The organism is Paenibacillus artemisiicola (assembly GCF_017652985.1).
GTDB lineage: Bacteria > Bacillota > Bacilli > Paenibacillales > Paenibacillaceae > Paenibacillus_Z > Paenibacillus_Z artemisiicola.
Map to the genome: position 1 here is coordinate 55483 of NZ_JAGGDJ010000023.1, position 26266 is coordinate 81748.

The 26266-nt window shown below is 65.0% G+C and carries 25 protein-coding genes; 6 read left to right on the forward strand and 19 right to left on the reverse strand.

The window, feature by feature from the left end:
- Window positions 1-19: 19 nt before the first annotated feature.
- Together I8J29_RS21675 and I8J29_RS21680 are read left to right on the forward strand one after the other, a co-directional pair.
- Window positions 20-1708, forward strand: a complete 1689-nt coding sequence (locus I8J29_RS21675; protein ID WP_208849570.1) for an endospore germination permease — start codon at window positions 20-22, stop codon at window positions 1706-1708.
- Between the two features lie 107 nt (window positions 1709-1815).
- On the forward strand, window positions 1816-2862 hold the full coding sequence (locus I8J29_RS21680) for a hypothetical protein (protein WP_208849571.1): 1047 nt from the start codon (window positions 1816-1818) through the stop codon (window positions 2860-2862).
- A gap of 202 nt (window positions 2863-3064) precedes the next feature.
- Here I8J29_RS21680 and I8J29_RS21685 read toward each other — a convergent pair whose 3' ends face one another.
- Together I8J29_RS21685 and I8J29_RS21690 are read right to left on the reverse strand one after the other, a co-directional pair.
- Window positions 3065-4087 carry an iron-hydroxamate ABC transporter substrate-binding protein gene (locus I8J29_RS21685; protein WP_208849572.1) on the reverse strand — a complete coding sequence of 341 codons (1023 nt, stop codon included), beginning with the start codon at window positions 4085-4087 and terminating at the stop codon, window positions 3065-3067.
- Between the two features lie 246 nt (window positions 4088-4333).
- A complete protein-coding gene (locus tag I8J29_RS21690; RefSeq protein WP_208849573.1) occupies window positions 4334-4777 on the reverse strand; it encodes an Rrf2 family transcriptional regulator in 444 nt (147 codons plus the stop codon).
- Between the two features lie 361 nt (window positions 4778-5138).
- Here I8J29_RS21690 and I8J29_RS21695 point away from each other — a divergent pair, with 361 nt between their 5' ends.
- A complete protein-coding gene (locus I8J29_RS21695; protein ID WP_208849574.1) occupies window positions 5139-6347 on the forward strand; it encodes an MFS transporter in 1209 nt (402 codons plus the stop codon).
- A 104-nt stretch (window positions 6348-6451) separates the two neighbouring features.
- Here the strand turns inward: I8J29_RS21695 and I8J29_RS21700 are convergent, their stop codons facing one another.
- From I8J29_RS21700 to I8J29_RS21730, 7 genes are all read right to left on the reverse strand, one after another.
- The gene (locus I8J29_RS21700) at window positions 6452-6910 is read right to left on the reverse strand and encodes a hypothetical protein (RefSeq protein WP_208849575.1); all 459 of its coding nucleotides are present in this window, start codon (window positions 6908-6910) and stop codon (window positions 6452-6454) included.
- Between the two features lie 65 nt (window positions 6911-6975).
- Window positions 6976-7386, reverse strand: a complete 411-nt coding sequence (locus tag I8J29_RS21705; RefSeq protein WP_208849576.1) for a hypothetical protein — start codon at window positions 7384-7386, stop codon at window positions 6976-6978.
- The gene (locus I8J29_RS21710; RefSeq protein WP_208849577.1) at window positions 7383-8660 is read right to left on the reverse strand and encodes a ParM/StbA family protein; all 1278 of its coding nucleotides are present in this window, start codon (window positions 8658-8660) and stop codon (window positions 7383-7385) included. Before I8J29_RS21710 ends, I8J29_RS21705 begins: the two co-directional genes overlap by 4 nt.
- A 251-nt stretch (window positions 8661-8911) precedes the next feature.
- Window positions 8912-9439 carry a CBO0543 family protein gene (locus I8J29_RS21715; RefSeq protein ID WP_208849578.1) on the reverse strand — a complete coding sequence of 176 codons (528 nt, stop codon included), beginning with the start codon at window positions 9437-9439 and terminating at the stop codon, window positions 8912-8914.
- Window positions 9436-9918, reverse strand: coding sequence for a hypothetical protein (locus I8J29_RS21720; RefSeq protein WP_208849579.1), 483 nt, complete (start codon window positions 9916-9918; stop codon window positions 9436-9438). Before I8J29_RS21720 ends, I8J29_RS21715 begins: the two co-directional genes overlap by 4 nt.
- A 339-nt stretch (window positions 9919-10257) precedes the next feature.
- Complete coding sequence (locus I8J29_RS21725) at window positions 10258-11451, reverse strand: MFS transporter (RefSeq protein ID WP_208849596.1); 1194 nt, start codon at window positions 11449-11451, stop codon at window positions 10258-10260.
- A 104-nt stretch (window positions 11452-11555) separates the two neighbouring features.
- Entirely contained in the window at window positions 11556-13508 is a 1953-nt protein-coding gene (locus tag I8J29_RS21730) for a GTP-binding protein (RefSeq protein WP_208849580.1), read from the reverse strand.
- A gap of 287 nt (window positions 13509-13795) precedes the next feature.
- On the opposite strand from I8J29_RS21730, the gene I8J29_RS21735 reads away from it, so the two are divergent.
- Window positions 13796-14260: a nuclear transport factor 2 family protein gene (locus I8J29_RS21735; RefSeq protein ID WP_208849581.1), complete on the forward strand. Its 465-nt coding sequence runs from the start codon at window positions 13796-13798 to the stop codon at window positions 14258-14260.
- A 97-nt stretch (window positions 14261-14357) separates the two neighbouring features.
- Here I8J29_RS21735 and I8J29_RS21740 read toward each other — a convergent pair whose 3' ends face one another.
- From I8J29_RS21740 to I8J29_RS21760, 5 genes are all read right to left on the reverse strand, one after another.
- Window positions 14358-14810: a helix-turn-helix domain-containing protein gene (locus I8J29_RS21740; protein WP_208849582.1), complete on the reverse strand. Its 453-nt coding sequence runs from the start codon at window positions 14808-14810 to the stop codon at window positions 14358-14360.
- Between the two features lie 159 nt (window positions 14811-14969).
- Complete coding sequence (locus I8J29_RS21745) at window positions 14970-16859, reverse strand: ABC transporter ATP-binding protein (protein ID WP_240546390.1); 1890 nt, start codon at window positions 16857-16859, stop codon at window positions 14970-14972.
- The gene (locus I8J29_RS21750) at window positions 16837-18597 is read right to left on the reverse strand and encodes an ABC transporter ATP-binding protein (RefSeq protein WP_208849583.1); all 1761 of its coding nucleotides are present in this window, start codon (window positions 18595-18597) and stop codon (window positions 16837-16839) included. Before I8J29_RS21750 ends, I8J29_RS21745 begins: the two co-directional genes overlap by 23 nt.
- A 480-nt stretch (window positions 18598-19077) precedes the next feature.
- The gene (locus tag I8J29_RS21755; protein ID WP_208849584.1) at window positions 19078-20046 is read right to left on the reverse strand and encodes an L-lactate dehydrogenase; all 969 of its coding nucleotides are present in this window, start codon (window positions 20044-20046) and stop codon (window positions 19078-19080) included.
- Between the two features lie 384 nt (window positions 20047-20430).
- On the reverse strand, window positions 20431-20799 hold the full coding sequence (locus I8J29_RS21760; protein WP_208849585.1) for a winged helix-turn-helix transcriptional regulator: 369 nt from the start codon (window positions 20797-20799) through the stop codon (window positions 20431-20433).
- Between the two features lie 126 nt (window positions 20800-20925).
- Between I8J29_RS21760 and I8J29_RS21765 the strand changes: the two genes are divergently transcribed.
- Window positions 20926-21441, forward strand: a complete 516-nt coding sequence (locus I8J29_RS21765) for a dihydrofolate reductase family protein (RefSeq protein WP_208849586.1) — start codon at window positions 20926-20928, stop codon at window positions 21439-21441.
- Between the two features lies 1 nt (window position 21442).
- Here the strand turns inward: I8J29_RS21765 and I8J29_RS21770 are convergent, their stop codons facing one another.
- On the reverse strand, window positions 21443-22420 hold the full coding sequence (locus tag I8J29_RS21770; RefSeq protein WP_208849587.1) for a quinone oxidoreductase family protein: 978 nt from the start codon (window positions 22418-22420) through the stop codon (window positions 21443-21445).
- A gap of 172 nt (window positions 22421-22592) precedes the next feature.
- On the opposite strand from I8J29_RS21770, the gene I8J29_RS21775 reads away from it, so the two are divergent.
- Entirely contained in the window at window positions 22593-23042 is a 450-nt protein-coding gene (locus I8J29_RS21775) for a MarR family winged helix-turn-helix transcriptional regulator (protein WP_208849588.1), read from the forward strand.
- A gap of 221 nt (window positions 23043-23263) precedes the next feature.
- Here I8J29_RS21775 and I8J29_RS21780 read toward each other — a convergent pair whose 3' ends face one another.
- From I8J29_RS21780 to I8J29_RS21795, 4 genes are all read right to left on the reverse strand, one after another.
- Window positions 23264-23704 carry a hypothetical protein gene (locus tag I8J29_RS21780; protein WP_240546391.1) on the reverse strand — a complete coding sequence of 147 codons (441 nt, stop codon included), beginning with the start codon at window positions 23702-23704 and terminating at the stop codon, window positions 23264-23266.
- A gap of 122 nt (window positions 23705-23826) precedes the next feature.
- Window positions 23827-24258 (reverse strand): VOC family protein, encoded by a 432-nt coding sequence (locus tag I8J29_RS21785; RefSeq protein ID WP_090642681.1) that lies wholly within the window; start codon window positions 24256-24258, stop codon window positions 23827-23829.
- A 181-nt stretch (window positions 24259-24439) separates the two neighbouring features.
- Window positions 24440-25273, reverse strand: a complete 834-nt coding sequence (locus tag I8J29_RS21790) for a DUF5666 domain-containing protein (RefSeq protein WP_208849590.1) — start codon at window positions 25271-25273, stop codon at window positions 24440-24442.
- Window positions 25254-25751, reverse strand: a complete 498-nt coding sequence (locus I8J29_RS21795; RefSeq protein WP_208849591.1) for an RNA polymerase sigma factor — start codon at window positions 25749-25751, stop codon at window positions 25254-25256. Before I8J29_RS21795 ends, I8J29_RS21790 begins: the two co-directional genes overlap by 20 nt.
- Window positions 25752-26266 lie beyond the last annotated feature (515 nt).

Genomic DNA, 26266 nt, shown 5'->3' on the forward strand with positions numbered 1-26266 from the left:
GGAGAGGAGCGTCCGAACGATGATCGAACAAGGCAAAATCAACGCGCGGCAGCTGGCGATCCTGACGCTCCTGTTCAGCTTGGGCAGCTCGATTCTGATCGTCCCTTCGGGCCTGACGGCCGTCGCGAAGCAGGACGGGTGGCTGTCGGCCATCGTCGGCGTCGGCGTCGGCGTGCTGCTCATCGGGCTCTACGTCACGCTCAGCAAGCGCTATCCCGGCCAAACGCTCGTGCAATTCGCCGAGCAGATCCTCGGCACCTGGCTCGGAAAGCTGGTCGGTCTTTTGTTTTTCTCGTTTTATTTCCTGCTCGCTTCCCTAGTGCTGCGGAACGTCGGGGACTTCATCACGACCATCGTCATGCCGGAGACGCCGATCCAGATCGTGCATCTGCTGTTCATCATGGCGATTCTGATGAGCGCCAGCCTGGGCCTCGAGGTCATCGCGCGCACGGCGGAGATCTTCTTGCCTTGGATCATGACCATGCTGCTGCTCCTGATCGTGTTCCTGTTGCCGCAGATCCAGTTCGACCGCATTCAGCCCGTCTTCGAAGCGGGGGCGAAAGCGATCATCAACGGCAGCCTCTCGGTCATCAGCATTCCGTACCTGGAACTGACCGTCTTCCTGATGATCATCCCCTCCGTCAACAAGACGAAGATCGGCATGCCGTTCCTGAAGGGAGCCGTACTGGGCGGGCTCGTCATCATCGTCATTACGCTGCTGTGCGTGTTCGTCCTCGGCTGGGACTTCGCCTCGCGGCACACGTTCCCCAGCTACACGCTGGCGAAAAAAATCCAGGTCGGCGAATTCCTCCAGCGGATCGAGGTGCTCGTCGCCATCATTTGGTTCCTGACGATCTTCTTCAAGCTGTCGCTCTGCTTCTACGCCGCGCTGCTCGGCTTCGCCCAGGTGCTCCGGCTGCAATCGTACCGTCCCATGATCGTGCCCTTCGGCATTCTCATCGGCGTCCTGTCGATTATTGTCTACCCCAACATCGTCTATTTCCGGGTGTTCGCCGGCGAGATCTGGCCGTTCTACTCGGCCACCTTCGGCTTGTTCTTACCGCTCCTGCTGCTCGTGGTCTCGTGGTTCCGGCCCCTTGCCGCCGGCGCGGCTGGCGGCGGAAGCGGCTCGGGCGGAAGCCAGCCCGGCGGGGGGCAGTCGGGCGGGAATCAGCCAAGCGAAAGTCCGTCCGGCGGAAGCCAGCAGAGCGACAGCCAGGCGGGCGGGAATCAGTCCAACCAAGGCCAGGCGGGCGGGAACCAGCCAAGCGGAAGTCCGTCCGGCGGAAGCCAGCAGAGCGACAGCCAGGCGGGCGGGAATCCGTCCGGCCAAGGCCAGGCGGGCGGGAACCAGCCAAGCGGAAGTCCGTCCGGCGGAAGCCAGCAGAGCGACAACCAATCGGGCGGTAATCAGTCCGGCCAAGGCCAGTCGGGCGGGAACCAGCCAAGCGGAAGTCCGTCCGGCGGAAGCCAGCAGAGCGACAACCAGGCGGGCAGGAATCCGCTCGGTGGCGGCCAATCCGGCGGGAACCGGCCTGACGAGAGCCAGGCGAACGTGAACCAGCAGAGCGAGAGCCCTTCCGGCAATAACCCGTCCGTTGGCAGCCAGCCGGGCGGCGGCAATACCGGCGGCGCCAGCGCTAGCAAGAGTCCGTCCGGCGAAGGCCAATCGGGCGGGAATCCATCCGGCGGAAACAAGTCCGGCTAGAGAACAAAAGCAAAAAGCAGCGCCGAAAGCGAAGGAAATCTCCCCCGAATCCCCCGACATTTGGTAGGATGAAAGCGATAGCCCATTTCCGCAAAGGGGGAGACGGCATGAACGTAGGCAGGGCCAAGCAGGCCGCGGCCGCATGGGTAAGGTCTCAGGCCGCGCGGGAGAGCAGCTTCCGCGGCGCGTATTTCAGCGGCTCCACGGTCGGGATGCCGGACGAAGCCGAGCTGCCGGCGTCGTCCGACGTCGACGTGGTGGTCGTGACGGGGGAAACGGAGGCGCCGCTCAAGCCGGGGAAGTTCCGGTATGACGGCGCGCTCCTCGAAGTAACGGTGCTGGCTTGGGACGACCTCGCCTCCGCCGAGACCGTGCTGGCCGACTATCACCTCGCCGGCAGCTTTCGCATGAACGGCATTATCGCCGACCCCGACGGCCGGCTCGGACGGCTGCAGGAGGAGGTCGCCCGCCATTTCGCCGACGAAGCCTGGGTGCTGCGCCGCTGCGCGCACGTCCGGCAGCGCGTCGAGACCGGCCTGCGCGGCATCGATTACGGCGCGCCGGTCTACGACAAGGTCACGCAGTGGCTGTTCCCGACCGGCGTGACCGCGCATTTGCCGCTCGTCGCGGCGCTGCGCAATCCGACGGTGCGCCGGCGGTACCCGGCCGCGCGGGAAGCGCTGCACGCTTGCGGCCACGCCGGCGCGTACGCGGAGCTGCTGGACCAGCTCGGCGGCGCGGCGCTCGCACCCGCCCGGGCCGAGCGCCATCTCGAGGCGCTCGCCCGGACGTTCGACGCCGCCGCGGACGCGGGCCGGACGCCGTTCTTCTTCAGCAGCGACATTACGGCGGACGCCCAGCCCATCGCCATCGAGGGCAGCCGCGCCATGATCCGCGCCGGCGACCATCGCGAGGCGATGTTCTGGATCGTCGCGACGTTCGCACGCTGCCTGAAGATTCTCGGCGCGGACGCCCCCGCGCTGCTGCCCGCCCACGTGCCCGCGCTCGAGGAAGCCGCCGCGGACCTCGGCATCGCGTCGGACGGCGACATCGCCCGCCGCGCCGAGGCGACCCTCGGCTACCTGCCACGGCTTTGGGCGGTGTGCGAGGCGATCGTTGCCGCGCATCCGGCGATCGTCCGGCCCGGCCGATAAAGGCCGGCCAGCGGCACGCATGGCTGCTGCCGGATGCATGGGCGAGCCGAATGCGCCCGCTCGGGCGCCCGCCCGGCCGCCCGGGCGCCGAGCGGTACCTAAACCGCGTCCCTACCAAAAAGCCCGCGCATCGGCGCGGGCTTCGTTTGCTTAGGCGGACGTTCGGGCGGGCGCCCGCGTTCTCGCCGGCGGCTCCTGAATCTTAGCTGCCCAGGAAGCCTTTCTTGAAGATATCGAGCAAATATTCGAGCGTCGTCGGATCGCTGTACGAGGACGCCTCCGTGTCGATCTCGATGACGCGCTTGTTCTTGACGGCCGGGACGTTCGTCCATGCCGCCGTCTTCATGATCGCGTTGTCGGACGCGCTGCTCCGGCTCAAGACGACGTAATCTCCCGCGTACTGCGACAGCACCTCCGGCGACAGCGTGTAATAGCCCGGTCCAAGGGCGTCCTTCTTCACTTTCTCCTGCATGCTCAGCCCCATCGCCTGGTACAGCAGCTCGGTGCCGCGCGCCCAGTTGTTGCCGAAGACGTAGAAATCCTTGTTGTCCGTCTCGAAGACGGTGACCGTCGCGTTCTCGCCGATCTTCGCCTTGATGGCCTTGCCCGTCTCTGCGGCGCGCAACGTGAAGTCGTCGACCCACGCCTGCGCTTCCTTCTCCTTGCCCAGCAGCTTGCCGATCTCGACTTGCTGCTTCAGGTAGTCCAGCTTGCCCCACGTGTAAACGACGGTCGGCGCGATCTCCTTCAGCTTGTCGAGATTTTTCATATACGAACCGGCAATGATCAGGTCCGGCTGCAGCTCGATGATCTTCTCGAGGTCGTTCTCCGAGACGATCTGGACGCCCTTCAGCTTATCCGTGAACAGCGGGTTCTTGTTCGTCCACTCGTCGACGCCGACAAGCGTTCCGCCGAGCGAGACGACGTTCGGCGCGTTCGTCAGGCCGACGATCCGCTGCGGATGGGCCGGCACTTCGACCGGGCCGTTCTCCGATTGGTACGTGACCGTGCCAGACGGCGCTTCCGCCGCGCTGCCCGCGGCATTCCCGCTTGAAGCGTTGCTCCCGGCCGCCGCGTTAGTCCCCGTCGCTTCGTTCGCCGCTCCGTTCCCGGCCGGCGCGTTCGCGCTGCCCGCGTTCGACGCCCCTTCGTTCGCGGCTTTATTCCCGCAGGCGCTGAGCGCGAGCATCAGCGCGAGCAGAATCGGTACGACTGCCTTCTTCATCTGACGATTCCCCTTCGTATGTACGCGATTGTACGCTTTATTCGATAATGATTCTCATTATCATTAAATTCAACTATAGAGGGTCGCCTGCCGGATGTCAACCGCAATTCCACAGCGACACCACCTCGGCCGTCGCCGCCAAAAAAAGACCGTCCGGAAGCGAGCTGGCTTCCGAAACGGTCTATATCGGTCTCTGTAGCGATGCCCGGCGTCCGGCGCTTACGGCGCCGTGCCGTCCTCGCGCGTTCACCGCGCCGCGCTCCGCTTGATCTCCCTAGCCAGCACGTCGACCAGCTCCGCCATCGTCACCGCCGCAAGCACGCCTTCCATCGCGTCCTGCGCCTTCAAGAGCAGCAGCCGCAGCACCTGCTCGATGTTGGCGCCGACCTCGCAGTCCGGATTCGGCTGCCCGTGGACGTGGAACAGCTTGCCCTCCTCCACGACCTCGACCGCGCGGTAGACGTCCAGCAGCGAGATCTCGCCCAGCCCGCGCGCGAGCGACGCCCCGCCGCTGCCGGCGCGGACGTTGGCGAGCCCGGCCTTCTTCAGCTGCCCGAGCACCCGGCGAATGACGACCGGATTCGTCCCGACGCTGCCGGCGATCCATTCCGACGTTTGATGCTCGTTCGGATTGATCGCCAGGAGCGACAGTATATGAACGCCGATGGAAAATCTGCTGCTGATTTGCACGTTCAACACCCTTTCGTTGTAGTGATTATAGGTACAACGGCTTTCGTTTGTCAACCGAGGCGCCTGACCGTGCCGTGCCGCCGATTATTCTCTTCCTCGCGCCCGAGGCCGGATCGGAATTCTTCGTGTTTGCGCTTACATTTAGTTGTCGTTTTTGCAGGCCGGGATCCGAAGCGCTTTCATTCGGTACGATTGATGGAAATTTCGTAAAATCCCTTGTATTCTCGCCCGGCACGCCACACAATAGGGGTTAGCTTCCGGCGGCCGACGCGCCGCCGGGTCTGATTGGCTTGCGCAAAGCGACAGCTTTTGCTCCGCCTTCAGCCATGACGCCACACAACATGAAAGGTGATCGCATCTCATGGAATTATCGCATGCTTCCGTCCCCCGTCCCGCCGTTCGCAAGAAGCCGTCCGCGCTTCCGCTGCTCTCGCTGACGCTCGGCGCCTTCGCCATCGGCATGACGGAGTTCGTCATCATGGGCATTCTGCCGAACGTCGCGGACGACCTGCACGTCAGCATCTCCGCCGCGGGCCAGCTCATTACGATGTACGCGCTCGGCGTCGCCGTCGGCGCTCCGATCCTGACGGTCTTAACGCACAAAATCCCGCAAAAGCAGCTGCTCTGCTTCCTGATGGGCCTCTTCATTCTCGGCAACGCCGTCTCCGTCTTCGCGCCGAATTACGCCGTGCTCATGGGCGCCCGGCTGCTGACCGCGCTGACGCACGGCACGTTCTTCGGCGTCGGGGCCGTCATCGCCTCCGGGCTGGTCGCGCCGGACAAGAGGGCCGGCGCCGTCTCGATGATGATGGCGGGCCTCACGATCGCCAACATCATCGGCGTGCCGGTCGGCACGTTCATCGGCCAGCATCTGGGCTGGCGGGCTTCGTTCGCCACGATCGCGCTCATGGGCGTCGTGACGCTGATCGGCATCCTGATGCTCATCCCGAAGCTGAAGCCGGAGGCGCCCATCGGCATCGGCAAGCAGATCGCCGCGCTGGCGAGCCCGCGGCTGCTGCTGTTCCTCTTGATCGCGGTGCTCGGCAACGCCGGCCTGTTCGCGGTCTTCACCTACATCACCCCGCTGCTCGTGCAGGTCACCGGCTTCGCCGAGCATAGCGTCACGTGGATTCTCGTCCTGTTCGGCTGCGGCGTCACGCTCGGCAACATGGTCGGCGGCAAGCTCGCGGACTGGAAGCTGATGCCGACGATTCTCGGCCTCTACGCCGCGATTTGCGTCATTCTGACGCTGTTCGCGTTCACGGTCCACAGTCCGGCGGCGGCCGTCGCGACCGTCTTCCTCTGGGGCGCCGCCTCGTTCGCGGTCTTCCCGGGCCTGCAGGTGCGGATCATGAGCTTGGCGAAGTCCGCGCCGGCGCTCGCCTCCACGACGAGCCACTCCGCCGGCAACCTCGGCAACGCGACGGGCGCGTTCATCGGCGGCACCGTCATCACGCAGCTGTCGATCGAAGCGCTGCCGTGGGTCGGCGCCGCGCTGGTCGCCGCGGCGCTCGCCGTCGCCTTCGTCTGCCTCATGCTGGACCGCAAATCCGCGGCGGTGAAGCCGTAACCGCCCGCGCAGGCGACACCCCAAACAGCCCCGGCTCCTTGCCGGGGCTGTTTGCGTATCGTCTCGCGGACCGCGGAGCTCCCTCCGGCGCCCCCGCGCATGAATCAATTCGCGATTTGCCGCCATTCCGGGAACTCGTCCAGGTAGCCGTACAAGCTCAGCTCCTGCAGCGAGCGGCGGATGTTCTCCTCGTCCTCCCCGGACTGCGACGCCATCTCGAGCAAGCTGTGCAGCTCGACGCGCGGATGCTCCTTGCAGAAAAGCAGCAGTCCCTTCGCCGACCAGGACAGCCGGTCGTCCTGGAAGACGCCGACCATGCGGCGGAACAGCTTCAGCGGGAGAATCTTCAGCTCGACGAGCCGCTGCAGCGCCTTCACCGTCTGCTTCTCGTCCATCCGCCCCAGCTTCGCGATCTCCGCCACGTTCGGGAAATGCGATTCCGTGGCGAAGCACTTCAAGATGATGTACACCATTTGCGAATGAATGTCGAGGCCCGCTTGGTGAAACACTTCCTCCGACAGCGTGTAGCTGCGGGTTCCATCGTTCTGTTGTCCGTTTGGCATGTCTGTGTCCTCCTTCTTGCCGTTATCGGTACCGGCCCGGCTTGGCGCCTCCCGCCGCCGGGCCGCTAGGAGCGAAGCTTGCCGGCGTTGCGGCCGGCCTGGCGGAAGATCTCGTCCAGGCTGAACGCCTTCGCGGGAGCGGCGGGCAGCGCGGCTGCCGGCCCGAAGCCGTCTTCCTCGTCCGCCGGCTCCGGCGGGAAGCCGCCCTCCTCCGCGTCGCGATCGAATCGTCCCGCCGCCGCTTCGCGCGCGCCCTCGGCCTCGTCCCCGTCATCGTCCATGCGGGACAACGCCCCCAGCGCTTCTTCGCGAACGATATGCCGGATCAGGATGTCCATGATCCCCTGGCTGAAGACGCCTTCCGCCTTCAGCCGGTTCAAGTACCGAATGACTTCGGGCGGCGTGTCGGCCGGAATATAGAGCGTGACGTCCTTGCCGGGCGATACCGGCACCATCGATCTGCGTTTCTTCTTCAAGCCTTCCCGCCCCCGCCGCCTTCAGGCTTCCTGGCGGGGTCGGCAGCCGCGGGCGCGGAGGGCTGGGCGGGCGCGCCGGACCCGGCGGGCGCGGCGGATGGCTTGTCGGCGGCAGCCGCGACCTCGGCCTCGGCTTCGGCTTCGGCCTGCTTCAAGGCGTGCCGCAGCAGGAAGAACGTGCCGCGGGCATTGCGGAACTGGCTGTACTCCGTCTGGTCGAAGCGCAGCGGCAGGCCGAGCTCGGCGTTCAGCTTCTCGATCCACGGCTGGAGCACGATCGCCCCGCCCCCGATGAACCAGAACTCGTTGGCGTACCGGACATGCTTCCAGGCATTGCGGGCATACTTCAGCACCTTCTCCGCCAGAATGCGCATGTGGCGATTGACCAGCGGCGTCATGTCGAACGCGACCTTGCCCTCGGCATAGATCTCGTACTCCTTGTTGACGAGCATGAGCGTCAGCTCCGCCGTGCTGGAGATCAGCTCCTCGCCCTGGGCATTCACTTCGTTGCGGATGTTCTCGAGCGCGTCGTTCAGGTAGATCTTCGCGCCGGTGGAATGCCGCTGATCGAGATCGAGCCCCGGCCGGAAGAACGCGATGTCCATGTCCACGCCGCCGACGTCCGCGATGCCGAAGCCCTTATGCGCCAGCTGCGTCTTGGCCGTCGCCTCCATGTCGTAGACGCCGGAGACGTCGTCGATGCTGATGCCCGTCGGCAGGACGAATTCCAGCTCGACGGTGACGCCCTTGAAGCCCGGCGTCGTCACGAACGTGACCGAATGGACCCCGCCCGCGATTTTCTGCGCGAATTCTTCGCTGAACTTCGTGATTTCGCGGATCGGCAGGCCCGTGCCCAGGTTAACCGAGGCCTTGATGCGGTTTTTGCCCCGCGCGATCGCGTCCTCGTGCTTCTTCGCCACGGCGTACGCCGCCGCCGTCAGGAGCGTCACCATCGTCTCGGGCCGCTGCGCCTTCTTCTGCACCGCCTTGTCGCCGACGATCTCGTGCACGATCCCTTCGTCGCCGATCGCCAGGTTGCCCACGTACACGTGCCGGTACTGCTCCGAATCCAGCGCGGGCGAGGTAATCTGCACGTCGAGAAAATCGAGGGGGTCGCCCTGCTCCATCAGCAGGTAGCGCTCGCCGAACGGCTGCGCCACCACGTTCGGGAAAATAAACGCGTTGCCGAGCTCGTCGTAAATGCCTTTGATATGGCTGCTTCCGTTATCGATCGCTAAATCCAGCGTTGCGGTAAGAATATCCTGTTTAACCATGCGGTTTTGTCCTCTCCCAACCTTATGAGATTCTATATAGATTCGCAGGGTCGGCGGGACTTCGGAGGTTTATTAGGAGTTTTTAACAATTTTGTGTTCGGGGAGGGAGCATTGGCTTGGATGAGCGCGAAGTTTAACCGTTAAACGGCGCTGTTTAAACGGTAAAGTTCAACGCGTGCCTTTCACGCTTTAACGTTTGCCTTTTAAACTTTACCTTTTACCTTTTAACGTTCATTCCGATGCCGTCCGGGTCAGCCCGGCGGATCCTCCGCTCCCCGCGCCCGCCGATGCCCGATGACCGCCCCGGCCAGACGGAGCGCCAGCACGTTCAGGAGAATGACGCCGGCGTAGACGAACACGGAATAATACAGATGCCAGCCATGGTAGCGAAACACCCCCGCCTTCGACGCCGCCCATTCCAGCCCCGTAATCAACAGCGTCCAGCCCGCGACGTACAGCACGCGCCGGTAGCCGGACGGCTTCCACCGGTCATAGAGGTTCAGCAGAATATATAACACGGGCGGGTACAGAAAGAAGTACAGCACCATATCGAACCACTCGTACTTCTGCACGTCGTTCGCGTCGTACAGGTTGAGCGGCGGGAGCGCCAGAATGAAATCGCCAACTTTGCCCAAATAAACGTTGAACAGATAGACGAACAGCGTGAGCGGCGCCGGAAACCGCCGCGGCAGCAGCAGGCAAACCGTCAGCACGAGCGCGATGCTGATCAGGATGAACCATTCGTTCGCGTCGAATCTTCGGGGCGGATAGAGCATCATAAGCCGACCTCCCGCTTGCGCAGCGAGCGGCGGAACCAGGCGGCGAAGCCCCAGGCCGGCAGCAGCACGGACAGCCATTTCAGCGCCGAATAGCCGAGGTTCCACCGCTGCGCCTTCCAATAGCCCAGCTCATCGAACAGCAGCTCCGTGCCGTACAGCCCCAGCAGCACCGCCGCCCCGAGCGCGAGCTTCAGGACGAGCGAAGCTTTCGGCGAGAACCACGCGTACAGCACCCACAGGAGCAGGCACGGCGCGACGGCGAGATGGCCCAGCATCAGAAACCAGCTGACGGATGCCCGCCGGGACGGTTGGATGAAGTCCAGGTTGAGCGTAATCATGCCGCAGAACTCGATGATGAAGACGTTCAGCGCCATGAAGGACGCCGCGATCTCGATCGGGCGGAATACGTTCCGAAGGCCGAGGAGCGACCAGAAGCCTCCGACGGATAAGAGCATGATCACGATGAGCGATAAGACCAAGCGTAACGCCTTCTTTCCGGTAATATGGCGCTGCCGAGCACCGGTGCGGCGGCTCATGCTAAAGTGTTGCCATTATTGCCAACAAATTCTCGGCCGGGGCGCAATTCGCCGGCTCGCGCGGTCACCGCCGCCGTGCGCGAACGCCGCAACGCCGCCGGACAAGCCGCGGCCTGAGCCGGCCGGCAACGCAAAAGGACGCCCCGAAGGACGTCCTTGGAATGGCGGTGATGCCAAGAGGATCATGAGAATGCGAATCATGCCGATTCGATTCGCCATGGCGGCATGACGGCGGTGCGACTGCAGCACTCCCCGCAGCATTCGCGTCCAACCCGTCGTCCGCTACGCGCGAACCTTGTCGTCCTTGGGCAGAAATACGGCCAGTACGCCGAGCAGCGGCAAGTACGCGCACAGCTTCATCATGAACTCGATGCTCGTCGCGTCGGCGACCCAGCCGAGCGCGGCCGAGCCCAGCCCGCCGATGCCGAACGCCAGGCCGAAGAACAGGCCCGAGACGAGTCCGACCTTGCCCGGCAGCAGCTCCTGCGCGAACACGACGATGATCGAGAACGCCGAGGAGAGCACGAAGCCCGCGCAGATGCACATCGCCGCCGTCCACGCCAGGCTGCCGTACGGCAGCAGGATGGAGAACGGCGCCGTTCCTAAGATCGAGAACCAGATGATGTTGCGGCGCCCGTAGCGGTCCGCGAGCGGCCCGCCGAAGAACGTGCCCGCCGCCGAAGCCGCCAGGAACGCGAACAGGAACAGCTGCGCGTGCTGCACGGTCACGCCGTAATGATCGATCAGATAAAAGCTGTAATAGCTCGACAGGCCCGCCATGTAGATATGCTTCGTGAAGACGAGAAACACCAGCACGGCGATCGCCCAGCCGACCTGCCTGCGCGTCAGCGGCGAACCCGCGGCGCTCTCCCGCATCGCGTCGGCGGCTGCCTTCGGCTTGGCCGCCGGGCGGAGCAGCGGCGCGTTCTGGCCGTACCAGCGGGCGACGTACGCCTGTATGACCATCGCGGCGATCGCCGCGATCGAGAACCAGAGCACGCTGATCTGCCCGAGCGGCACGAAGATCGCGGCGCTCATGACGGGGCCGAGCGCGCCGCCGATGTTGCCGCCGACCTGGAAGATCGATTGCGCCAGCCCTCGCTTGCCTCCCGCGGCCATATAGGCGACGCGCGACGATTCCGGATGGAAGATCGCCGAGCCGATGCCCATCATCATGACCGCGAGCACGAGGTAGACGTACTCGGGCGCGAGCGCGAGCCCCACGACCCCGACGAGCGTGAACACCACGCCGACCGGCAGGATGTAAGGGCGCGGGCGTTTGTCCGCGTACATGCCGACGAGCGGCTGAATGACCGCCGCGGTAATGTTCATCGCGAAGGCGATGAAGCCGATCTGCTTGTAGCTGAGATCCATCGAATCCCGCAGCACCGGGAACAGCGCCGACACCGTCGATTGCATCGTATCGTTCAACAGATGCACGACGCTGATCGCGAACAGAATCGGAAATACGGTCATGCCGAGCGGCACCGACCGGGATAATGCTTTGGCCACCTTGATTGTCCTCCCCCAACGACTCCGAATTGCCTGAACCGCGGGCCGGCGTTCCGGCCCCGCGGCCGTCATAATAAGTGCATCTTGGCTTCCGCCTCGTCCCACGGCACCGTGTAGCCGTGCCCCTTCGCGCAGAAGATCGAGGACGAGCTGTAGAGCGGGTCCGCGTCCTTCCGGTACGCCTTGCGGGCGATGACCTCGCGCTCGTCGTGGCAGCGGTCGTACCCGTCGAAGACGAGCCTCAGCGTGCCTTTGCCGTGCGTGTACGCGGCCAGCTCCGCGCCGTACTCCATGAACGTCGCCACGGGCACGCGCCCCGTCACGACGGCGTGCGACGCCGTCGTCGCGGGCGGCTCGAACTGCCCGGACGCCCGCTGGATATCGGACAGCGCCCGACCCAGTTCATCCAGCTCCACCCGAATCTTGAACGCGTAATACGGCTCGAGCAGCACGTTCTCCGCCTTCTCCAGTCCCTGGCGCAGCGCCCGGAACGCCGCTTCGCGGAAATCGCCGCCGTGCGTGTGCTCGTTGTGCCCGGCGCCGGTCAGCAGCGTGATCCGGACGTCGGTCAGCGGCATGCCCGTCAGCAGCCCGTGATGGTCCCGCTCGAAGAGATGCGTCCGGATCACGTTCTGGTTGCCGACGCTGAGGTCGTCCGCGTGGCAGGCGTTGACGAACGTCAGGCCGCTGCCCCGCTCGCCCGGCTCCAGGAGCAGATGGACTTCGGCGTAATGCCGGAGCGGCTCGAAGTGGCCGTAGCCGCGCACCGTCGACTGAATCGTCTCCTTGTACAGGATCTCCGGCGCGCCGAACGCGACGTCGAGCCCGAAACGGTCCTTGGCCAGCTGCCGCAGCACCTCGAGCTGAATGACGCCCATGACGCGGATATGAATCTCCTGCAGGCTCTCCTCCCAGACGACGCCGAGCGACGGATCCTCCGCGTTCAGCATCCGGAACGCCTTCAGGACCTCCTTCGCGTTCAGCGTCTCGGCGAAGACCACCTTCGACGTCAGCGTCGGCACGAGCTCGTAGCCGATCCGGTCCGCGCAGGCGCCGAGCCCCTCGCCGGTCTCGGCGCCCGACAGGCCGACCACCGCGAACAGATCGCCCGCCGCGACGCGGTCGACCGCCTGCGTCTTGCTGCCGTTCACGAGCAGCAGCCGCGTCGCCTTCTCGCCGGTCCGCGCCTCGCCGGCGCCGTAGAACAGCTCGTCGCGCACCTTGAGCTCGCCGCTCAGCGCCTTCACGTACGTCACCCGCGCGCCGCTCGCGTCGTGGCGGATCTTGTACGCGCGTCCGCCGAAGGGCGCCCGCTCGTCGTACGCCGTGACCGTAAGCGCGTGCAGCCGTTCCAGGAACTCCGTCACGCCGACGTCCTGCAGCGCGGAGCCGCTCATGCACGGATAGAGCCGGCATTCCCGGATAAGGCGCCGCAGCGCCTCCAGCCAGAACGCCGCGTCTCCCGCGCCCGCCAGAAACGCCTCGAGCAGCGCCTCGTCGCGCTCCGCCAGGCTTTCCCGCAGCGCCTCTCCGATTTCGGAGCCGGCGAAGCTGCCGGTCAGCGGGCATGCGTCCGGCGTCAGCTGCGCGCGAATCTCCGCGAGCGCGCGATCCGGGTCCGCGCCGGTCCGGTCCGTCTTGTTCAGGAAGAAGAACGTCGGGACGCGGTGCTTGCGCAGCAGCTGCCACACCGTTTCCGTATGGCCCTGCACGCCCTCCGCGGCGCTGACGACCAGAATCGCGTAGTCCATGATCCGGATCGCCCGCTCCATCTCCGGCGAGAAATCGACGTGCCCCGGCGTATCGACGAGGTAGTACGTGTCGCCTTCGTAGGTTATGACGGCCTGGTCCGCGAACACCGTAATCCCGCGGGCGCGCTCGATCTCGTGGCTGTCGAGGTAGGCGTCCTTATGGTCGACCCGGCCCCGCTCCCGGATGCTTCGCGTATGGTACAGCAGCTGCTCGGCCAGCGTGGTCTTGCCCGCATCCACGTGGGCGAACATGCCGATCGTGATTTTCATGCGTATCCCCTTGCTCTCGCAGTCGATTGTCCGGCTTGTAGCCTGCCCCGCTATCATAACACAGCGGACGCGATCGCGGACCGGTTTTGTCCGCCGCGGACGCCGGTTCGCGCGGATCGGCGGCCCTATCCGGCAACGCCGAAAACGCCGGGACCGTCGGTCCGGCGAATGCGGCGGCGCGGGCGTCGCGCCGCCGCGCCGCGCGATGCGGGGTGCAGTTTGCGGCGCGGGCCGCATAAACTGAGGGGTACGATGGTACGACATATCGGGAAGGGAAGGCGAACGCGATGATACGCATCCTGCTGCCGCCGTTCACGCGGGAAACGGCGATCGCGAAAGTCCGCATGGCCGAGGACAGCTGGAATACCCGCGATCCGGAGCATGTGCCGCTCGGGTACGCGCCGAACAGCCGCTGGCGGAACCGCGCCGAATTCCTGACGGGGCGCCCGGAGATCGTCGCCTTTCTGCGCCGCAAATGGAACCGGGAGCTCGACTACCGGCTGATCAAGGAATTGTGGGCGTTCGGGGACGACCGCATCGCGGTCCCCTTCGCGTACGAATGGCACGACGACGGCGGCAATTGGTACCGCTCCTACGGCAACGAGAACTGGGCATTCGATTCGGACGGCCACATGCGGACCCGATACGCCTCCATCAACGATCTGCCCATTCGCGAATCCGAACGAAAATACCATTGGCCGCTCGGTCGAAGGCCCGACAGCTACCCGGGGCTGTCCGAGCTGGGGCTGTAGGCGGGCGCCCGCCTGCCGCCCGCCTGCCGCCCGCTCGCTCGGCCGCGTCTGCTGCAGTACGCGCTGCGATCGCGGCGCACCCGGCGGAAAGCGCGGCCTAATCCGTCTTGTACTTCTCCTTGACGATGCCGGAGCCGATGCCCGCGCCGACCATGAGAACGAGCGGACCGAAGTTCCAGAACCGCGAGCCGCCGATCAGCGGCAGCTCGAGCGAGGTCGTCTTGTTCAGCAGCAGCACGGCCAGCTTGATGACGAGCAGGATCGCGCCTACGCAGAATGCCGCGTCGAACGCGAATTTCAGCTTGGGGAAGGCCAGCCGTTTGCCGTCTTCGATGACTTTCCGGGTCAACGCCCCGTCGCTTCGCAGCAGCTCGTCGATCGTGACGCCGAAGAGATCGCTGATCCGGATCAGAATATCGATGCCGGGGTAATTCTGGCCGTTCTCCCACTTCGACACCGATTGCCGGCTCACGAACAGCTTCTCCGCCAGCTCCTCCTGCGACCAGCCCCGCTTCGCGCGCTCGCCTTTCAATTTCTCGCCAAACACCATGTCAGCCTCTCACCTTTCGCGTCGTCGTCCTTGCCTCCATCTTGGGCAAACCCCGGCCGAAAGTAAAGCCCGCGCTCGTTGCGGCCCCCCGCAACCCGCGGTTGCGCCCCGCGGCGCCCCGCCGGACAAGCAAAAAGAGGAGCGTCCCCGCTCCTCTTCCTACGTCGCCTCGCCCCGTCCGCCGGACGCCTCCGCCTCCTGCGCGAACTGGCTCCGGTACAGCTCGGCATAATGGCCCCCGCGGCGGAGCAGCTCGTCGTGCGTGCCCCGCTCGGCGACCTCGCCGCCGCGGATGAACAGGATATCGTCGGCCTCGCGGATGGTGCTCAGCCGATGCGCGATCACGAAGCTCGTTCGCCCCTGCATGAGCGTCTTCATCGCCTCCTGGATCTGCAGCTCCGTGCGCGTGTCCACGCTGCTGGTCGCCTCGTCCAGGATGAGAATGGCGGGATCCGCCAGCACGGCGCGGGCGATGGTCAGCAGCTGCCGCTGGCCCTGGCTCAGGTTGCCGCCTTCGGCGCTGAGGCGCGTCTCGTAGCCGTGCGGCAGCTTGCGGATGAACGCGTCGGCGTTGGCCAGCCGGGCCGCCGCCTCCACCTCGCGGTCCGTCGCGTCCAGGCGGCCGTAGCGGATATTGTCCCGCACGGTGCCGGAGAAGACGTACGCGTCCTGCAGCACGAGCCCGATCCGCCTGCGCAGCGCCTGCTTGCCGAAGCGCCCGATGTCTTCGCCGTCGATGGCGATCCGGCCGGCCTGAATGTCGTAGAACCGCGTCAGCAGGTTAATGATCGTCGTCTTCCCCGCGCCCGTCGGGCCGACCAGCGCGATGGTCTGGCCGGGCGAGGCGCGCAAGTTCAGGTCCTTCAGCACGGGCACGCCCGGCTTGTAAGCGAAATGCACGCCGTCGAACGCGACCTCGCCGCGAATGGGGCGATCGGCCGGCTCCGCGGATCCCTCTCCCGTCTCGGGCTCCTCGTCCAGCACCTCGAAGACGCGCTCGGCGCCGGCGATCGCGGACTGGAACAGGTTGTACTGGTTGGCCAGCTGATTGAGCGGCTGGCTGAACAGGTTGGCGTAGCCCAGGAAGCTGACGATGATCCCGACGGTGATCAGGCCATGGTACGCGAAGATGCCGCCGAACGCCGCGATGACGACGAAGCTCAGGTTGCGCATCGCGTTCATGAGCGGCCCCATCGAGCCGGACAGGCTCTGGGCCTTCACGCCGACGGCCCGCAAGCGTTCGTTCATCTCGCGGAATTGCGCCAGCGACCGCTCCTCCCGGCCGAACGCCTTGACGACCTTCAGGCCCGAGATGCTCTCTTGCACGAAGCCGTTCACGTCCCCCAGATGCCGCTGCTGCTCCGAGAAGTACCGCCGGGTATACGACGTGATGCGCTTGGTCATGAACGCGACCAGCGGCACCGTCACCATCGTCACGAGCGTCATCCACCCGCTCAGCGTCAGCATCATGACGACGCTGCCCGCCAGCATGAGGACGGAGGCGATCAGCTGGACGACCGTCTGGTTGAGCGTGTTGGACACGTTCGAGATATCGTTGGTGGCCCGGCTCATCAGCTCGCCGTGCGTCTTGTCGTCGAAGAACCGCACCGGCAGCCGCTGGTAGTGCCCGAACAGGTCCTTGCGCATGTCGCGCACCGTATGCTGAGACAGGCTGGAGGCCGCGTACTGCTGCACCCAGGTGAACGCGGCGCCGAGCGCGTACACGCCCAGGAGCAGCAGCCCCGTGCGCGCGAAGCCGTCCCCGCGGTGCGGCACGATGTAATCGTCGATGAGCGTGCCCATGATGTACGGGCCCAGCAGCTGGAGCCCGGACGTCAGCACGGTGCAGACGACGACGGTCCAGAGCGCGCCGCGCTGCAGCCGGAGGTAGCGGCCGATTCGGCGCAGCGTGCCTTTGGCGTCCTTCGTCCGGACCTTCGGCGCCGCCCCTTGATGCGGGCCGGGACCCTGCCGGAAGCCCATCTGAGCGAAGTCCGCCGGGGCTTTGCCCGCGCTAGCCTGCGCGTTAGACTGATTGCTGCCCGACATATGGCTTCTCCTCCTCCCGCTTCCCGAATTGCGACCGGCAGATCGCCTGATACACCCCGCAGCTCGCGAGCAGCTCTTCGTGCGTGCCGCAGCCGGCGACTTCGCCTTCCTCGAGCACGATGATCCGGTGGGCGTCCTTCACGGACGTGATCCGCTGCGCGATCAGGAACGTCATCGCATCCTGCCGCAGCGCCTGGAGCGCGAGGCGAAGCCGCCGCTCCGTGCCGAGATCGAGCGCGCTCGCGCTGTCGTCCAGGATCAGGATGGGCGGCTTCGCGAGCAGCGCCCGGGCGATCGAGAGCCGCTGCTTCTGCCCGCCGGAGAGGTTGACGCCCTTCTGGCCGAGCTTCGTCTCGTAGCCGTCCGGCAGCGCGGCGATGAAGTCGTGCGCCTGCGCGAGCGCCGCGGCCGCTTCGATGTCCGCCTGCGACGCGTCCGGCTTGCCGAACGCCAGATTGTCCCGGATCGTGCCGGTGAACAGGTACGCGTCCTGAAAAATCATCCCCACGCGGCGCCGCAGCTCCGTCAGCGGAAGGCCGCGAATATCGCGGCCGTCGAGCAGGACGGCGCCCGCCGTCACGTCGTACAGCCGCGGGATCAGCTGCACGAGCGTCGACTTGCCCGAGCCCGTGGCCCCGATGATCGCGACGGTTTCCCCGCGGCGGGCTTCCAGGCTGATCCCCCGCAGCACCGGCACTTCTCCGGCCGGCCCCGCATAGGAGAAGGCGACGTCGCGGAATTCCACGTGCTTGGCCGGGATCGGCGCTTCCGCGTCCTGCGCCCCGTCCGCGATCGAAGGCCGAGCCTCCAGCACGTCGCGAATGCGCCGCGCGGAGACGTTCGCCTGCGAGACGTTCATCAGCAGACCGCTGACCATGAGCAGGGACGCGAGCACCTGGCCGACGTAGTTCGCGAACGCCACGAGATCCCCGACGCGGATCGCGCCAAGCCATACGCGGTTGCCCCCGTACAGCAGGATCGCCACCAGGCACGCGTTCATGATCAGGGACACGATCGGCGAATTGAGCGCGATGAGCCGCGCCGCCCGGACGGACGCCCGCGTATAATCCGCGTTGATGTCCCCGAACCGCTCCTTCTCGTAATCGGAGCGGACGAACGCCTTCACGACCCGGATGCCCGCCAGGTTCTCCTGGATGCTCGTATTGACGGCGTCCAGCTTCGCCTGCATGCTCGCGAACAGCGGCGACGAGAAGCGGATGAGCACGAAGATGACCGACGCGAGGACGAGAAGCGTGCCGAGCAGGATCAACCCGAGCCGCGGATCCATGAGCAGCGCCATGATGACGCTGCCGATCAGCAGGCTCGGCGCGCGGACCAGGCCCTGCAGCGCGATCTGCAGCAGATTTTGCACCTGCACGACGTCGTTCGTGATCCGGGTGATGAGCGAGCCGGCCTTGAACGCGTCCACGTTCTCGAACGAGAAGGTTTGAATCTTGGCATAGAGCGCCTCCCGAATGTCGGCCCCGAAGTTTTGCGAGGCGCGGCTCGCAAAGAGATTGCACCCGACGCCGGTGATCAGCGAAAGCAGCGTGACGAGCAGCATCAGCAGTCCGGTGCGCTCGATGACGCCGAAGTCGCGGACGACGACGCCGAAATTGACGATATGCGCCGCCAGCCGGGGCTGCAGCAAATCGAAAAACACCTCGCCGAGCATGAACAGCGGCCCGAGCAGGACGAACTTCCAATACGGCTTGATATAGGCGCGAAGTCCCCACATGGCTAGCCTTTCTCCCCCTCCGTTACGAATTGGCGGTACATCGGCGCTTCGGCGCGGCGTCCGGCACGCTTCTCCGCCGCGAGGCGCAGCTTCATGCGCATACGCTTCCCTCCCGATACAATTGAATACATTTGTATACACTATCACAACTGTATACAAATGTATGCACCCTGTCAATCGAAAATCATCGTTTCGCCGCAGCTTGATCGAAGCAGCGCACTAACCCAAATCAAACGCAAACCGACTACCATCCCCCCGACTGCCGCTGCTTGGGGTTCCGCTAATCCGTCGCGATGCAAAAAGAGCCATCCCCGGCGGGGATGGCTCTTCGTATGATTCAATTGGATTCCGGCAATGGGCGGTACGGGCGAAGGCGATGGCCGATTGCCTCGAATCGGCAGCGTGCTGCGCGCTGCGCGCGGGCAGCCGCGCACGCCGCGCCTTCGCCCCTCTCTGTGAAGCGTCCCGAATCCCGGGCGGCTACGATCGCGCGATCGCGTCGAGGGCCAGCGCCTCCATCGCGCCGCGGATGACGCCGCACGACTCGGCGAAGCGGCGTCGCTCGCCCGGCGTCAGGTTCAGCTCGACGATCTCGGTCATGCCGTCGCGAGTCAGAATCGCCGGCACGCCGGCGCAGAGGCCGCTTTGGCCGTATTCGCCCTCCAGGTACGCGGATACCGCGACGATCCGGTGTTCGTTATTCAAGATCGAGCGGGCGATCGAGGCCAGCGCGCTGGCAATGCCATAGGTCGTGGCCCCCTTTGCCTGCAGGATCTCCCACCCGGCGTTGCGCGTCTGCCGCGCGATTACATCCAGGTCCAGCCGGTCGAACCGTTCGCCGTGCTGGGCGAGAATATCGCGGATCGGCTTGCCGCCGATCGTCACGTGCGACCAAGCGGGGAACTGCGAGTCGCCGTGCTCCCCGAGCACGTACCCGTTGATGCTGCGCGGGTCGACGGGCAGATGCTCGGCCAGCAGCGTCTTCAGCCGCGCGGAGTCGATCGACGTGCCGGTGCCGATGACCCGCGAGCGCGGGAAGCCGGACAGCTTCAGGACGATGCCGGTCACGACGTCGACGGGGTTGGCCGCCACGAGGAACACGCCCTCGAAGCCGGCGGCCACGATTTGGGGCACGATCTCGCGGCAGATCTCGAGAGAGCTGGCCGCCAGATCGAGGCGGGTCCCGCCCGGGATCATGACGACGCCCGCGCTCAGGACGACGATATCGGCATCCCGGCAGTCCGCGTACGTCCCCGTGCCGACCTTCGTGCGGTTATGGGTGAAATCCATGCAGTGCGACAGGTCGAGCGCGTCGGCGCGAACCTTCTCGGCCGAACGGCCGATGAGCACGATCTCGTCGCAGATGGATTGGTTGACGAGCGCATAGGCGCAGCTGGCGCCGACGGCGCCGACGCCGACGATCGCCACTTTTCTTGCTTTGCTGGGCATTCCTATCCCTCTTCCCGTTGTGATGTCGGCGTGCTCAATGATAGCTATCATTACATATATGTGCATGAAACATCCCATATACCGAACATAAAGCATTATAGCATGCCCGCCGAGAAAAATAACCTTCCTATAGGCGTAAATACTCGATTAGTCTCTCTTATTTGCTGGAAATTATGGCTCCCCGTCAAGGAAAGGATGAAATCCTTCCGGCCGCTTAGACGGCGCGCGTTCTTTTGGACGCAGCGCCGCAGCTTAAAGCTGCAGGTTGGCGTCAGCTTTATGGGATATTCATGACTACCGGTACCGATAACCAACGCAAAACGCTCCGGGATTCCCGTGTTCGGAAATCCCGGAGCGCCTATGTCGGGCAGCCTCTACCCGCGCTTACATCGCCGATTCTTCTTCTGCTTCTTGCTTATTCCCGCCCGCCGTCTTCTCCAGTCCGGCGCCGAATTGCTGCGTCCAAGCCCACATAGCCTCGAAGATCGGCTGCAAGCCCTGCCCGCTCTCGGTCAGCTCGTACTCGACATGCAGCGGCACGCCGGGGTAGATCGTGCGGGTCACGAGCCCCTTCTCCTCCAGCAGCCGCAATCGGTCCGTCAGCGTCTTCGGGCTGATGGGCTGCAGCTTGCGGCGCAGTTCCCCGAAGCGCCGGGCGCCGTTGAAGAGTTCGAACAGGAGCAGCAGCATCCACTTGCCGTCCAGCATCTCCAGAATCGGTTCCACGCGGCCCGGACAGGATCGGTCCATCATCTCGGATTGCCCCCATACTTCATTTTTTGAAACTATTGCACAAAAATGTAACTACTTTTCAAATGTACCACAGTTCCGCTAGGATGGAAACCGAAGACGATCACGAATTCAAGGAGGCATTCTCTTATGAAAACCTTATTATGGGCAACCCTGTCGGCCAACGGCAACTATGCGCAGTCGGGACCCGGCAACCCGCCGAAGCCGGAGGCGCTCGCGGATTTCGCGGCGCAAGCTGCCGCCGCGGGCAATTTCATCGCCGGGCGGCGGACGTTCGAAGCGATGCGCGGCAATGGCGGCGCCGGCGGACCGTTCGCCGCGCTCGACATCGTCGTCGTATCCCGGAACGCCGGGGAGCTGCCGGGGGCGACGGTCGTGCGGTCGCCGGAGGAAGCGCTGGCGTATTTGGCGGAACGCGGCCACGAGACGGCGCTGATCGGCGGCGGTGCGGAAATCCATAACGCGTTCCTCGGCGCGGGGCTCGCGGACGAAGCCGTCTTCAACGTGGCGCCCGTCCTGGAGGGAAAGGGACTCAACCTGCTCATCGATACGGAACATTACGCATGCAAGCAGGTGCGGCTGCTCGACTGCAAGCCGCTTGGCGGAGGCGTCGTGCAGCTGCGCTACGGAATCGAGCGCGAGTAGGCTAGGCGCCCGCGCCGCGCGTCGGCACGAAAACGATCCGCTGCCCGGCGCCTGCCGGCGTCCCCCAGACGTCGGCTACGTCGGCCAGAGGCACCGGTACCGCGTTCACGCTCAGCCGCCCGTCCGCGATCGCGTCGACCAGCGCGGGCAGCTCGGCCATGTAGCCGGCCGTCGTCACCGAACCTTGGCCGCTGCCGAGCAGCCGGAAATTCGCCGAGCGCAGCGCGGCCGACGGCACGGCCGCTTCCGGTCCGGCGACGGAGCCGATCTGGATCCACGTCAACGCCCGGCTCCGGTCCGATCTGCGCTTCAGCAGCGGGACCATCGCGAGCTCGGCCGGCTTCCCCCACAGGTAGTCGAGGACGACGTCGACCTCCGCTGCCGCCTCGCCCACGCGCCGCGCCGCGGTCTCCGGATCGCCCGCGAGCGAGACGGTCTCGTCGGCGCCGATCGCGCGCAGCGCCCGCAGCCGCTCCGGGTCGCGCCCCGCGCCGATGACGCGGCCGGCGCCGAGCAGCTTGGCGATCCGGACGGCCATCTGGCCGGAATTGCCGGTCGCGCCGAGCACGAGCACGCTTTGCCCCGGCCGGAACGCGATCCGGCGGCGCAGCGCGACCCACGACGACATCGCCGGATTCATGGCCGCCGCGATCTGCACGGGATCGGCGCCTTCCGGCAGCGGCACGCTGAGGCGAACGTCGATGACCGTCCGTTCGGCCATCGACCCGAACGCGGTATCGGGCGCGGCGAAATAGACCGTCCTGCCGTCCGGCAGCCGCCCGACCCCGTCGATGCCGGGCACGAGCGGCAATTCGCCTCGGCTCGCGTAATGGGAGCCGTCGGCCTGGGAGCGCACGCGCGGATGCAAGCCCGCGGCGAGAACGTCGACGACCGCGTCATGGGCGCCGGACGGCTCCGGCAGATCGATCGCCTCGAACTTCGGCGATTCCTGATAAGAACGTACGACGGCTGCGTACATGGATAAGCCTCCCTTTGCGGGCAAGCCCGCCATTTAGTTTGTGATACAAACAATATAGTTGGTCTCACGTACAAAGTCAAGGCCGGCTGTGCTACAATGGAAGGCAGCGACGTACCGAACGCCGGCGGCCGTGCCGCGCGTTCGAAATCCGGCGTCGTCCGGAGTGATGGCCATGAACCACGAATCCGCGCCGCAGCCCGGCGCGCTCACGATCGCGGACGGCTTGGCGCAGCTGTCCTTCCTGGTCCACGGAATATTGGGCCGCGCGGGCGCCGAGCACGATCTCTCGATCATCCAAATCCGGCTGCTCGGCATTCTGCGGGACCGCGAACCGAGCATGCTGCAGCTCGCCCGCTTCCTGAACCTCGACAAATCCAGCATCACCGGCCTCGTCGACCGCGCCGAACGTCGCGGCCTCGTCGAGCGCGTCGCCGACGCGCAGGACCGCCGCGGCTTCCGCGTGCGGCTGACGGACGCCGGGCGGCAGCTCGTCCGATCGGCCGGCGGCGAGATCGAGCGCGGGCTCATGGCGGCCGTCCAGGGCCTGGACGAAGCGGAGCGCGCGCAGCTCGCGGCGATCGCCGGCAAGATCATCGCCCAGGCGACCGCCGCGCGGGAGTGACCGCCCGCCTTCCCGCCCGAGCCGGTACCGGTACCCCCTGCCTTTCCGCCTGGTACGGGCACGTCACCTCCCGCTACCCTGTCCGCTGCAGGCACCGCCGCCTCCCGCCTTCCCGCCTGATGCAAGCGCCGGCAGGCATCCCGCGCGGCCCGCGCGCCACAAAAAAAGCTGCCCGGACCCCGTCCGAGCAGCTTTTGTCCCGTTATCGCATGCGCCGCCGTCTAGCGCGCGATCGTCGCCAGATCCGCGAGCAGCCAACCGCGGCTCTCCGCGTCCGTCACCCGCTCCGTCAAGCGCGACGCTTCCGCCGCCGCGGCCTCCATCCGTTCCCGCTCCCCCAGCACGGCGTACGCCCGTGCCTGCGCCTCATGCGCATACGCCATGTAGAACGGCGCCAGCTCCGCCTCGGCGGTCACCTTCAGGCACTTCTCCGCGTACGCCAGCGCCTGCTCCCCCTGCCCGATCACGGCATACACGCGCGCCAGCTGCCAGTAGCCGATCGAAATATTCGTCGCCGTGTGCCCCTCGTGCTGGGACCAATGCCAGAACGAGGCGTGGCAGAGGTGCACCATCTCGTCGTCGTCGCGCTCCGAGCGATCCTCCTTGCCCAGCAGGTCCCACACCTTGTTGAAGCACGAAGCCGCCCATTGTTTATGCTCCATTGCGCCGCTCTCCCCCATGCGTTTCGTTCGGTCCGCCTGCCCTCCGAACGGGCGGCGGCATAAAATAAGCCTCCTGTTCGTCGCGATCAGGAGGCGTTTGGGTTTTCGTTTGCCGAGCGCGGTTATCCCGGCTGCTGCCCCGGCACGTTCACTTGGAACGTGAGGCCGAATTTGTCTTTCACGATGCCGTACATCGGGCTCCAATCCGTCTTCTGAATCGGCAGAATGACTTGTCCGCCGTCCGCCAGCGCTTCGAAAATTTCCTTCGCTCTCGTCTCTTCCGTCGGATGAATCGCGATTTGTACCGCGTCGGTCACCTGAAACGGCGCCTCGTCGAACGAATCCGAGAACATCAGATGCGATTCGCCGATCTGCAGATGTCCGTGCATGACGCGGTCCTTCATGTTGTCCGCGATCGGGTATTCCGGATTCGCCGGCATGTCGCCGAACGCCATGATGCCGATGACTTTCCCGCCAAGCGCTTTCTCATAGAAATGGATCGCTTCCCTTGCGTTGCCGGCAAACATCAAATACGGGTTCAAACTGATGGACATCATTCAACAGCCCCTTCGGCATGAATTGGACAACCTCATTCATTATACACGAAGCCGCGCCGTTTCAACATGGACCTTCCGGGGTCCGGCGGCGTGCCGGAAGCGAAAAGGACGCCTCTCGAGGAGGCGCCCTGCCGGTCAATCCGCGTCGTTACGCCAATCGCCGGGGTTCGGCGATGCTTTATTTTTGCGGAATCATGTTATTGTAAATGCGCGTCGCATGGACCTTGCCCGTGCCGACGTCCTCGGACGTGTAGCCGGACACGATGTTGCCGACTTTGAATTCCTTCTGCAGCAGCTCCTCGGACGGCGCCGCGGCCGTCGGGCCGTCGATGCCCATCGCCGTATCCGGCGTCACGCTGACCCACAGGTCGCCGACCTTGAAGCTCTTGCCGTCCGCGCTCACTTCGGTGATCGTGCCTTCGATGTTGACGGCCGCTTTGCCCGTCGTCGCCGGTTTCTCGGCCGCCAGGTTGGTGTAGATGACGTCCGCCGTCACCTTGCCGGTCGATACGTCCTGCGCGGTGTAGCCGGAGACGATGTTGCCGACCTTGATCTCCTTCGACGGCGCGACGGCCGTCGGTTCGCTGCTGCCCCACTTCGTGGCGTCCGTGACCGTGACCCACAGGTCGCCGACCTTGAAGCTCTTGCCATCCGCGCCCACTTCGGAGATGACGCCGTCGATGTTCACGGCCACCTTGCCCATGATCGGCGCCTTCGTCGACGTAGATGCCGGCGGCGAGGAAGGCGTGGCCGGGCTATTGCCCTGGTTCATCGCGAAAATCCCGACCGACAACACCGCGCATGCCGCGATGCCGACCGTCCAACCCGTTACTTTCCGTTTCATCGTTCTTTCCATGCGTATCCGCTCCTTCGGTTTGTTTGTGTGTAAGGTCGTATCCGTCGTCCGCGCGGGCTGTTCCAGCTCGCGCTTCAGCTTCTGATAGGTCGCTTCTTTGAAATCCTCGCTCGTCTTCACGCGGTCCATTGCGGATTTATAGACAGATTTCTTCATCCTCCAAGCCTCCGATCTTCTTTCTCAACAACAGTCGTCCTCGCGCCAGCCAGGTTCCGACCGTTGCCGGCTTGGCCTGCATAATCGCCGCGATTTCTTGGATGGAATAGCCTTCGTAATAATGCAGGTGAATCGGGATGCGGTATTTCTTCTCGAGGGAGAGCACGGCCTGCAGGACCTCGTTCTCTTCCTTCGGGAGGTAGCTTAGGTCTTCGGGCACCGGATTGCGGTTTCGGAACCAGCCGGCCTTCAGCATGTTTTTGCTTTTGTTGATGGCGGTACGGATCAGCCACGCTTTCTCGTGTTCGTCGCTTTCGAAGACGGGACGCTTCTGCAGATACGCGAGAAACACGTCCTGCGCCACTTCTTCCGCGTCCGCGATGTTCTTCAGGTAGGCGAACGCGATCTTGATCAGGCTTTGCGAATAGCGATCCAAGGCCCGCTGCACGGATTCATTGAGCTCGGATGAATCGTACACCTCAGCACCTCCTTTCACTTGTAATACAATCGAGCGCGCCGTTTTTTTTCACGCCGCCCAAAAAATTTAAATATTTCGCTTTTCCTAGCTCGTTCATGGCTGTAGACGCAGCGCCGCGCGTAAATGACTGCAGCGGGGGGACATGTAAAATCGACCAGTCTCCGCGTTTTATCGTTCCCATGCTTCTTATCGCGCAACAAAAAAGCGCCAAGAACGGGAATGTTCTTGACGCTTTGCTTGCGTAATGGATATGCTGGCTTGCCCTTCTACATCGGGGATGAAGCCAGCCGCTTCCCGCGGAGGCGGCTTGACCCCCGTCCGCGCGGTCCGGACGCGGGCGCCCGCTTACTTGCCGGCGTTGGACCGCCGTCTGCGGTGGCGTCCGCCGCCGGAGCCGCCCGCGCCGCCTTCCTTCGCGGCCGCGGTCTCGCCGCGTCCGGCTTGCGCGTTCCGGCCGCCCTGCGCGTTCTGGCCGCCTTGGCCTCGGCCGCCGGCTTGGAACGCGCTAGCCGGAC